This is a genomic window from Rothia sp. HMSC058E10, assembly GCF_001809415.1.
Lineage (GTDB): Bacteria > Actinomycetota > Actinomycetes > Actinomycetales > Micrococcaceae > Rothia > Rothia dentocariosa.
Genome location: NZ_KV797619.1, coordinates 206,423 through 217,190 on the forward strand (window position 1 = coordinate 206,423; position 10,768 = coordinate 217,190).

Below are 10,768 nucleotides of genomic sequence, written 5' to 3' on the forward strand. Positions count from 1 at the left end.
CTGCCCCCGATAGTCAGCAGATGACAGAAGGTAACGAGTATCCGTATCCGCGCGCTGCTTCTAGTTTTCAGCGTATTCTAGCTCAAGGTAAATATGAGACCCTTGCCATGCTTAAAAATGGTGAACAGCTGATGCTCAATATTGCCTTCCCCGTGATGGCGCTTTTTGGACTTCGCTATACAAGCTTTCTGGATTCTTACGCTGATGCGTTGAATACGACCCGCGTCAATGTTGCAGTGCCGGGGGTACTGGCTCTCTGTGTTGTCTCAACTGCACTTTCTGGTCAAGGGATTGCCACTGGTTTTGACCGCCGGTACGGTGTTCTTCGTTTTCTGTCTACCACCCCTCTAGGACGCAACGGGCTTATTATCGGCAAGGTGCTGGCAGTTATCACCGTTATCGCCATACAGTTTATTATGGTCACTATCGTTGGGTTCGGTCTTGGATGGCGTCCGGATATTTTTGCGATGTATCGCTCTTTTAGTACTTTATTGCTTGGGGCTGCCGCATTTACAGCCCTAGGCTTACTCGTTGCTGGGACGGTGAGGGCTGAGGCAACTTTAGCTATCGTGAATATCGCCTGGGTTGTTCTGGCCAGCGCTGGTGGGATCCTTATTCCAATAGATAATTTCCCTGAGCTGTACCGCATTATCATTCTGTGCCTGCCTTCAGGCGCTTTAGGTGAAGCGATTCGCGGTGATTATCTACAGGATATATTTTTACCCCTTCCCCATGCTGTGCTACTTGTCTGGACACTAGTGATTGGTTTTATTGCTTCACGTAAATTTAAATGGTCCGATTAGCGCTCTTAAGTTCAGGATTTCGGGACGAGTTCTGGAATCAACCAGCACCATCAACGATCATTCCTAACGCATACACGGTTTAAAAGGCTTTTCTTATGCTAGTTACCCTCAAAAATAAACTATCTCCCATCCAATACACCCCCTGGGTTTTGTACACAGCGGTGGGTACGGCTCTGAGCAATCTCTTACTCATCGTAACTGGCGCCGTTGTGCGCCTTACGGGATCAGGCCTTGGATGCGATACCTGGCCTCGGTGTACTGCAGAACAGTGGACAACTACCCCTGCCGACGGTATCCATGGGCTCGTTGAATTCGGTAACCGTATGCTCACTTTTGTGCTCATGGTAATCACTATCCTTGCGTTCTTAGCGATTCTCCGAATTGCGCTGCCTGATGTGCACCACGTCAAAGCAATCTTTCCAAAGCTTTTTACGGGATTACGAGCACACGAATCAAAGTATAGCGATCTTTTCAATCTGACTTTACTCCTCCTGTGGGGTATTCCGCTACAGGCCGTTATTGGCGGCGTTACTGTATGGCAGCGGCTCAATCCCTGGATGGTAACAGCCCATTACCTCGCCTCTGCCATCATGATTGGATTAGCAGCAATCTTGGTAAACCGTGTGCGTCGCTATTTTAGGGCAGGTATCTCTGAGCGCGAAGATATTACTAAGGAATTTCCTCCACAAAAAAGTGGTGTTATCCGCCTACTTGGTTGGATAGATTTGGCGTTAGTTTCGTTCTTACTTTTTATGGGTACCGTAGTCACCGGCACAGGCCCGCATGCGGGTGATCCACGCACGCATCGCCACGAGTTCGACGCTATCGCAGTATCCCGTGCTCATGCATGGGCAGTGTGGGCGTTTCTTTTTCTGCTGGTTATCATGTTTGTTTTAGTACGGAAGTACGCCATGCCACGTGCTTTCTTATCATCTTTACTTGTACTGGCAGCAATCATGGTCTATCAGGGCGCGATTGGCTATATTCAATACAACACCGGGCTTCCCCCTCTACTCGTTGAGGCGCATATGCTGGGGTCGGGTATGTTTACCTGGGCATCACTATCGCTGATCGAAAGGCAGCTGACCCTATCTTCTCAGAAGGCCCGTGCCCTAGCTCAACAGCGGCTAGCAATTTCTTAGAGCTGAGTTATTCCCACGGTAAGCGCACAATGTCATATATGGGTTTATTGCTGGCATGCCTTGGTAGCTATTTAAGGTTAGGCGTACACTATTAAGGAGCATTCCTGCGCCTGCACGTCTTTGAGCCGAAGGTATGCCTATCTGTGAGTACCTCCTACCCCACAGATTGATACGCGCAGATTAGGCACACGCACACACGTCAAGGAGCCCATCATGAAGGGTTACACAATTCAGGAGGTTCCGTCCTCCACGCATGCGGCGTCAGAGGTGACTGTACCTACTCCGCGGGCAACAAGGGACATGACCTTGGGGCGCAAAATAAAAGCGTATATTCACCTGACAAAGCCCCAAATTATTGAGCTTCTTCTAGTAACAACCGCCCCTACAATGATGTTTGCGGCACATGGCATGCCCAGTTTCTGGTTAGTCATAAATACGCTTCTTGGCGGAGCCATGGCGGCTGGCGCTTCCTGCGCTTTCAACTGTTATATCGATCGTGATATTGACCGAAAAATGAAGCGAACCGAAAAACGCCCCCTAGTTACCGGAGAGCTAACAGACCGAGAAGCACTCGTCTTCGCATGGGCACTTGCTGTTATCTCCGTCGTATATCTGTGGACTATGGTAAATCCCCTCTCTGGGCTTTTAGGGCTTGCCGCTATTTTGCTCTATGTAGTCTTCTACTCCATGTATTTAAAGAAGCGCACTACTCAGAATATTGTGTGGGGTGGGATTGCCGGGTGTATGCCTGTTCTAATTGCATGGGCAGCTGTTCGCAATACCATTGAATGGCCAGCTTTAATTCTCTTTACAGTAATTTTCCTCTGGACTCCTCCGCACTATTGGCCACTCTCTATGAAATACGCGGAGGATTATAAAGCAGCCGGTGTTCCTATGCTGGGTGCTATCGCTCCCGCTCAAACAGTGTCTGTACAGGTCGTACTCTACGGCTGGGCTATGGTTATCTGTTCGCTTCTACTGATCCCTATTGGAGGCGCGGGCTGGGTGTACGGCGTTAGCGCGGCTATCGCTGGTGCATGGTTCCTCTACCACTGCCACAAGCTCCATTATTTAGCTCTCCAGCAGGTAGCAACAAGCCGTACCGCTATGGTGGTATTTTTCGGGTCCATCACATACCTAACGATTCTTTTCATTGCATTGGCAATCGATCCTTTTGTTGGGCAGCCTATATTAGAATCTTTTATTTTCTAAGAGCATCCGTATCTTGAGGCGAGTAAAGCAGCTATCTCAAGATACGGGTGGTCTATTTTGAAACTTATCTACGTGGAGCTTAGGCTACAGCATCCTATGTATGTAAGTTCAGCGTGAGGCATAAGTCGTCTAAATACCATGCGAACATACTATAAACGCTAGGATGGTGAACTATCCTTAAGAAGGTAGAATTTCACGATAGATTTATAGATGCTATGTACATGATTACTCGTTGAGAGTGCTCATGGAATACGCACCCTATCTTTTGAGTTATATCTGCTGCAGTCAGCGTTCACAGACTACTATTGTTTGTGTACTTCATGCATGACGTACCACCAAGCGAAGGGACAATACGTGACTAACCCTAACAAAAAGTTCGAATGGACTGAGGTAGACCAGCGTGCGGTTGATACTGCTCGCTTATTGGCAGCCGATGCGGTTGAGAAAGTAGGGTCAGGTCACCCCGGCACCGCCATGAGCCTTGCTCCTGTTGCCTATCTGCTCTTCCAAAAGGTCATGAACCAAGACCCCAACGATGACCGTTGGGAAGGTCGCGATCGTTTCATCCTCTCCCCCGGTCACACATCGCTAACTCTCTACACCCAATTATTTATGGGTGGGTATGGTCTTGAGATGGAGGATCTAGAATCTCTTCGCACATGGGATGCGCTCACTCCTGGACATCCCGAATATAAGCACACCAAGGGCGTAGAAATTACGACTGGTCCATTGGGTCAGGGGCTCGCTTCTGCCGTTGGTTTTGCATATGCTCAACGTTATATGCGTGGTCTTTTCGACCCCGAATCCCCGGTTGGTGCTTCTCCCTTTGACCATTATGTGTACTGTATCGCCTCCGAAGGCGATGTTCAGGAAGGCGTAACGGCAGAAGCCAGTGCGCTTGCTGGGCACCAAGAATTGGGTAATCTCATCGTACTCTGGGATCGCAACCATATTTCTATTGAAGAAGACACTGACGTTGCATTCACCGAAGACGTGCCAGCTCGTTACCGGGCCTACGGCTGGGATGTTCAGCGCGTGGACTGGATCAAGACCGGAAACTACGTTGAAGATGTGCAGGAACTCTACAACGCTATTGAGCGCGCGAAAACGGTCACGGATAAGCCTTCATTCATTGAGGTGCGTACTATCATTGGTTACCCAGCACCCAACAAGCAAAATACTGGGTCCGTTCACGGCTCAAAGCTGGGGGCCGAAGAAATCGTTGAAACCAAGAAAGTTCTAGGATTTGACCCCGAAAAGAGCTTCTTCATTGAGGATGAGGTTCTGGCGCATACTCGTGAACTTCGTGAACGCGGGGCTGCTGCGCATAAGGTCTGGAATGAAAAATTTGAGGCATGGGCTCAGGCTAACCCCGAGCGGGCAAAGCTGTACAACCGCCTGGTGTCAGGCGAAATGCCAGTTGATTATAAGGCTGCTTTCCCTGTCTTTGAGCCGGGTACTTCACTAGCAACCCGCGCAGCATCCGGCAAAGTCATTAATGCTATTGCTGATACTTTCCCTGAGCTTTGGGGTGGATCTGCCGATCTAGCAGGTTCTAACCTCACCACTATCAACAACGCTGAATCATTCAACCCGGTTTCGCACAGTACGGAGGATTGGACAGGTAGCCCCTACGGTCGTGTGTTGCATTTCGGTATTCGCGAGCAGGGGGCGGCAGCAATTGTGAACGGTATCGTGCTATCTTCGCCAACCCGTGCTTTCTCTGGGACGTTCTTCGTATTCTCGGATTACCAGCGTCCTGCAGTCCGACTTTCAGCTCTCATGGGTGTACCAGCGCTGTATATCTGGACTCACGACTCCATTGGTGTCGGCGAAGACGGGCCTACCCACCAGCCGATCGAGCATCTCAGCTCACTGCGCGCAATTCCTGGATTCGACGTTGTACGCCCAGCAGATGCGAACGAAACTGCAGTTGCTTGGCGCACCATTCTTGAGAAGAAAGACCGCCCTGCCGGTCTAGTACTTTCTCGCCAGAACCTACCGGTTTGGGCTCGTGAGGATATTCATTCAGATACTGAAGTCGAAAAATTTGCTTCCGCAGAAGGTACTGCCTGCGGAGGTTACGTTATGGCTGACACCGAGGGAACTCCAGATGTCATCCTGATCGCAACTGGGTCCGAAGTTGAAATTGCCCTCGAAGCCCGCCACAAGCTCTCAGAAAAAGGCATTGCAGCTCGAGTTGTTTCAATGCCTTCCCGCGAATGGTTCAACGAGCAGTCAAACGAATACCAAGAATCAGTTCTGCCTTCCTCGGTTGCAGCACGCGTCTCAGTTGAAGCCGGTTTGGGCGTGAGCTGGTATGATTTGCTCGGTTCTGCAGGACGTGCTGTCTCAATTGAGCACTTTGGGGCTTCTGCTGATGCTAAGACTTTGTACCGTGAGTTTGGTATTACCCCTGAAGCCGTCGTAACTGCTGCTGAAGAATCTATCGCTGCGGTCAAATAGTCAGTCGGCAAGTTAAAGTTTTTCGGTGAGTCCTGATGCGTTGCATCTTGCATAGCTCATTAATGCTCACCCGTCCATATTAACTAATTTAGATTGAAGGTTTTATTTCATGAGTGGTTCAACTCGAAAGCTCTCTGACGCTGGTGTCTCCATTTGGCTTGATGATCTTTCCCGCGACCGTCTTACCAGTGGCAGTCTTGCAGAGCTCATCAGCGCTAAGAACGTCGTGGGTGTCACTACCAACCCCACTATCTTTGCCGGTGCGCTTTCAAAAGGTGCTGCTTACGCTGAGCAGATGCGCCAGCTTGCCGCATCTGGCGCAGACGTTGAAGAAGCTGTCTTCGCAACGACTACTGACGATGTACGCGCCGCTTGTGTCGTCTTCGAGCCCATATATTCTGCTTCCAAGGGCTATGATGGCAGGGTTTCTATTGAGGTGGATCCCCGCCTTGCCCGCGATGCCGAGGGAACCCAGAAAATGGCACGAGAACTCTACGAGCGTGTAGGCCGTGAGAATGTCATGATCAAGATTCCCGCAACCGTCGAAGGTCTGGAGCCTATTGCTAAGACTCTTGCAGCAGGAATCAGCGTTAATGTGACTCTCATTTTCTCACTAACACGTTATCGTGAAGTCATTAACGCTTACATGCTCGGCCTTGAAGAAGCACTCAAAAATGGTAAGGATCTCTCTAAGATACATTCGGTCGCATCATTCTTCGTATCCCGCGTAGATAGCGAGGTAGATACCCGTCTGAATGAAATCGGTACTAAAGAGGCCTTATCGCTTAAAGGCAAGGCTGGTCTGGCCAACGCTCGCCTAGCATATGAAGTTTTTGAAGAGATGTTCTCTTCAGAACGCTGGGCACGTTTGGCATCTCATGGTGCTAACATTCAGCGCCCCCTCTGGGCATCTACCGGTGTCAAGGATCCGGCGCTTCCAGATACTCTCTACGTTAGCGGCCTGGTCGCTAAACACACTGTCAATACCATGCCTGAAGCGACTCTGAACGCTGTTGCTGACCATGGTGAAATCACGGGAGATACTGTTACCAGTGAGTATACGAACTCCAACAAGATTCTGGACGATATCGAGCGTCTGGGTATCTCATATGTAGAGGTCGTGGACAAGCTCGAAACCGAAGGTCTTGCAAAGTTTGACGTTTCGTGGGAAGAGCTTCTAGAAACCGTACGAAAAGCACTCGAAGAGTCTCATTAGTGACTAGCGAGTAGAGTAATTTCTTATACTCGATCTCTAAAAAAATCATGCGGCGAGCGCTGGCGATATAAATATTACGAAACTGGCTTTTCAGCGCTCGCCATCAGATGTCTCTCTTTACCATCAAAGCGGTAAGATGCAGGGATACGTGCCCCAAGGATATATAAAGTATCGCAGGGTGAATGTGCACATTATCAGCAATCAAAGGAATCTATCTTGCATACCGGTCATGAGTCGAATCCGCTACGAGATTCGCGCGATCGACGTCTCACTCGTATTGCGGGTCCTTCCGCACTTGTGTTCTTCGGCGTCACGGGCGATCTTGCCCGCAAGAAACTGCTCCCTGCGGTCTATGACCTAATGAATCGTGGTTTGTTGCCCCCAAGTTTTGGTCTTGTTGGGTATGGGCGCCGCGAGTGGGATAACGATGATTTTCGTAACTATGTGCGTAAGTCTGTGGAAGAAAATGCGCGTACCCCATTCCGTGAGGATGTCTGGAACCAATTTCAGAAGGGTATGCGGTTTGTTCGCGGTAATTTTGATGATGATGCCGCATTTGAACGTCTCAAAAATACTCTTGCTGAGCTCGATGAACTTGGCGCCCAAGGGAACCATGCGTTCTACCTCTCTATTCCGCCGAAGGCTTTCGAACAGGTGCTGTCGAAGCTTGCCGAGCACGGTTTAGCCTCACGCGATAACGCGAACAATAATCCCAGGAACGGGTGGCGTCGTGTCGTTATTGAGAAGCCGTTTGGTCACAACTTAGAGTCAGCGCGTGAACTTAATGGAATTGTGGAACGTGTATTCCCCCCGGATTCAGTGTTCCGTATTGACCATTATCTGGGTAAAGAGACCGTTCAGAATATTCTAGCGATGCGTTTCTCAAACCAGATGTTTGAACCGGTTTGGAACGCAAATTATGTGGACCACGTGCAGATTACGATGGCTGAGGATATCGGCATTGGTTCTCGTGCTGGCTATTATGATGGTGTGGGTGCCGCACGCGATGTGATTCAAAACCATCTGCTTCAGCTGTTGGCTCTAACCGCCATGGAGGAACCCCTTAGCCTTGATTCTAAGCATCTTCGCGCTGAAAAGGCTAAGGTACTGGAAGCGGTACGTATTGATGATCTGGAAAATTCTTTCGCGCTCGGCCAGTATGCCCCCGGTTATCAAGGCGGCGAACATGTCAACGGGTTCTTTGATGAGAAAGATATTCCTGCGGACTCACGCACAGAAACTTTTGCGGCTCTTAAAGTCAATATTGACAACCGCCGCTGGGCAGGAACTCCGTTCTATCTGCGTGCGGGTAAACGGCTGGGTCGCCGAGTAACCGAGATTGCGCTTCTCTTCAAGAAATCTTCTGACCGTCTCTTTGGTAAGGAGACTGAGGTTCCTGCAGGGCAGAATGCTATCGTGATCCGTGTGCAACCTGATGAAGGTATGACGATCCGTCTTGCAGCTAAAGTTCCCGGTACTCAGATGGAGATCCGCGACGTCAATATGGATTTTGGGTATGGACACGCCTTCACCGAAGCATCTCCTGAGGCATATGAACGTTTGATTCTGGATGTGCTCTTAGGTGAACCGCCGCTGTTCCCTCGCCACGAGGAGGTTGAACTTTCGTGGAAGATCTTGGATCCATTTGAGAAATATTGGGAAGAGAACAAGATTAAGCCTGAACCCTATGAATCCGGTTCGTGGGGTCCACGTTCGGCTCAGAAGATGCTTGAGCGTGATAACCGTGCCTGGAGGCGCCCGTGATTTCGCATCTGCAACACACGAATGTTTCTGCTATTTCAAAGGAACTTTCTGATCTTCTGGCTTCAAACGGCAGTCTTAGCAGCAGCCGCGTACTTACCTTGGTGGTACTAGCAGAAAAAGGACATTCTCGCGAGGCTATTAATGCGGCTATCCGCGCTTCACACGAGCATCCGAGCCGGATCATTGTGCATATTGCGCATAATAGTGATGCGCCCGATCAACTGGATGCCGAGATTCATGTGGGTGGAGAGGCCGGCGCTTCTGAGCTTATTATTCTGCGCGGCTGGGGTAGTGCATCAACGCCGACAGAATCGTTGATTTCTGGCCTGCTTTTGCCGGATTCTCCTATTGTTGTGTGGTGGCCGCATTCCGTCCCTGAGAATCCGGGTGAGGATTCAATTGGTAGGATTGCACAGCGCCGTATCACAGATTCGGCACGCGCATATGATCCGATGGCTGTTCTTACGCATCTTTCTGAGGTTTATCAGGCCGGGGATAGCGATCTTGCCTGGACACGTTTGACGCTGTGGCGTACCCAACTGGCAGCTCTTTTGGAGCAGATGCCTTACTCTCCTGTTAAGCGTGTAGTGGTTTGGGGTTCTGAGAAGTCTCCTTCGGTTGTGCTCCTTGGCGCTTGGCTTGGCTGGAAACTCGAGGCTGAGGTTCATCTTGCAACCATCGGCGCAGCAGAACGGGGTCTTTACCGTGTAGCTATTGAGCGTGAAGATGGGCAAACGATAATGTTCCGCCCCGGCAAGAATATCGCTATTATTGAAACTCCCTATACACCTGATCAGCAGATTCCACTACCAGTTCGTACTCTAGCGGATTGTATTTCTGAGGAATTACGCCGACTTGACCCTGACACTATGTATGGGGAAGTTTTAAAGTCGGCATTTCCTACTCTGGAAATGCATCCTGCTCAGTGCGATGCTGAACCTTTCCTTAATACTTCTGAATTTCCCGAGGTTTTCGATGCCTAAGATCAACAATATTGGTGAGAGTACTCCAACTTTAATAGCGCATCCTTCTCGGGAGGCGCTTGCCTCTGATGCCACTACGCGTATCTTAGATGTTATTGAGCATGTACTCACGGAACGTACCATGGCTCATGTCTCTCTTACAGGTGGCACGATGGGCATTGCTACTCTTCGTGCATGGGCTCAGTCTCCACGTGTTAAGGATATTGACTGGTCGCGCGTTCATTTCTGGTTCTCGGATGAACGCTTTGTTCCCGAGCGTGATCCGGATCGGAACGATGGACAAGCAATTGAGGCGCTTCTCGCAGATTTAGTAGATCTTGGTTTTCCGGTTGAAAACGCGCATCGTATGGGTCCTTCCGATGTCATGATTGATGTTGAAGCTGCTGCCGAGCACTATGCCTACGAAATGCGTAATTTTGCGGGTTCTGCCGAACCCGTGCGTGTTGAGATGCCTAAGGGGGCATCCGAGCTTCCATTAGCGGGAGGGCACGGGGGATCTGCTTCTCAGCAATCTGGAGGCGGCTGCGGATGCGGTGGTTGTGGATGCGGCGGCGGCTCGGATATATGGCCTGTCCCCATTTTTGATGTTACGCTCCTAGGGATGGGGCCTGATGGTCACATCGCTTCGCTGTTTCCCAATCGGCAGCAAGTCCTTCTGGGCACAGGTTTACCAGAGGATCCTGTGGACGGCGCTAAAGCTGTGACGGTAATGGTCAAGGATTCCCCTAAGCCACCTAGCGAACGTGTATCTGTCACGCTGCCGGTTATCAATAATTCGCGCCATATTTTCTTTTTGATTACCGGCGGTGATAAACAGGATGCGACAACCCGTCTTCTCAAGGGTGCACAAGTTCCTGCTGAGGATATTACTGCCAATATGCTCCTAGAAACTCCAGCAATCGGGGCTCGTGGGCAGAAACAGACCCTGATTTTTGCGACGGAAGAATCGCTAGCTTAGGATCCACAAATTTTTCTAGTGGGGGTTACAGTCTTAGGATTATGACTCCCACTTTTATTTCGCGTCCTTAGTCATTCAGCATATTGATAGTATTGAGGTGACTTGCTTCTTGCCGTGCCTTCTCCGCGAGCTCGGTCGGATGCGGTTCTAACCTTTCGAGCGCCCGCAGATTCTTCGCGAGCACAGTTGAACCCTTCATTTTGGGCCGCAAAACCTCAGGAATC

The 10,768-nt window shown here is 50.1% G+C and carries 8 protein-coding genes; all 8 read left to right on the top strand.

Going from position 1 to position 10,768, the window contains the following annotated elements; all coding sequences use genetic code 11:
- Window positions 1–20: 20 nt before the first annotated feature.
- The 8 genes from HMPREF2609_RS03845 (at window position 21) to HMPREF2609_RS03880 (ending at window position 10,544) form a co-directional block, all read left to right on the top strand.
- Window positions 21–803, top strand: a complete 783-nt coding sequence (locus tag HMPREF2609_RS03845) for an ABC transporter permease (RefSeq protein ID WP_048752298.1) — start codon at window positions 21–23, stop codon at window positions 801–803.
- Window positions 804–898: 95 nt separating this feature from the next.
- Entirely contained in the window at window positions 899–1,945 is a 1,047-nt protein-coding gene (locus HMPREF2609_RS03850) for a COX15/CtaA family protein (RefSeq protein ID WP_048752210.1), read from the top strand.
- A 300-nt stretch (window positions 1,946–2,245) separates the two neighbouring features.
- A complete protein-coding gene (locus HMPREF2609_RS03855; protein WP_048752300.1) occupies window positions 2,246–3,157 on the top strand; it encodes a heme o synthase in 912 nt (303 codons plus the stop codon).
- A 324-nt stretch (window positions 3,158–3,481) separates the two neighbouring features.
- Window positions 3,482–5,623, top strand: a complete 2,142-nt coding sequence (gene tkt, locus HMPREF2609_RS03860; protein ID WP_083296688.1) for a transketolase — start codon at window positions 3,482–3,484, stop codon at window positions 5,621–5,623.
- Between the two features lie 109 nt (window positions 5,624–5,732).
- Entirely contained in the window at window positions 5,733–6,839 is a 1,107-nt protein-coding gene (tal, locus tag HMPREF2609_RS03865) for a transaldolase (protein WP_048752214.1), read from the top strand.
- Window positions 6,840–7,055: 216 nt separating this feature from the next.
- Window positions 7,056–8,603 (top strand): glucose-6-phosphate dehydrogenase, encoded by a 1,548-nt coding sequence (gene zwf, locus HMPREF2609_RS03870; protein ID WP_070535101.1) that lies wholly within the window; start codon window positions 7,056–7,058, stop codon window positions 8,601–8,603.
- Window positions 8,600–9,586, top strand: a complete 987-nt coding sequence (locus HMPREF2609_RS03875; RefSeq protein ID WP_070523835.1) for a glucose-6-phosphate dehydrogenase assembly protein OpcA — start codon at window positions 8,600–8,602, stop codon at window positions 9,584–9,586. The genes zwf and HMPREF2609_RS03875 overlap by 4 nt, the downstream gene beginning before the upstream one ends.
- Window positions 9,579–10,544: a 6-phosphogluconolactonase gene (locus HMPREF2609_RS03880; RefSeq protein WP_070535104.1), complete on the top strand. Its 966-nt coding sequence runs from the start codon at window positions 9,579–9,581 to the stop codon at window positions 10,542–10,544. Before HMPREF2609_RS03875 ends, HMPREF2609_RS03880 begins: the two co-directional genes overlap by 8 nt.
- Window positions 10,545–10,768: the final 224 nt, after the last annotated feature.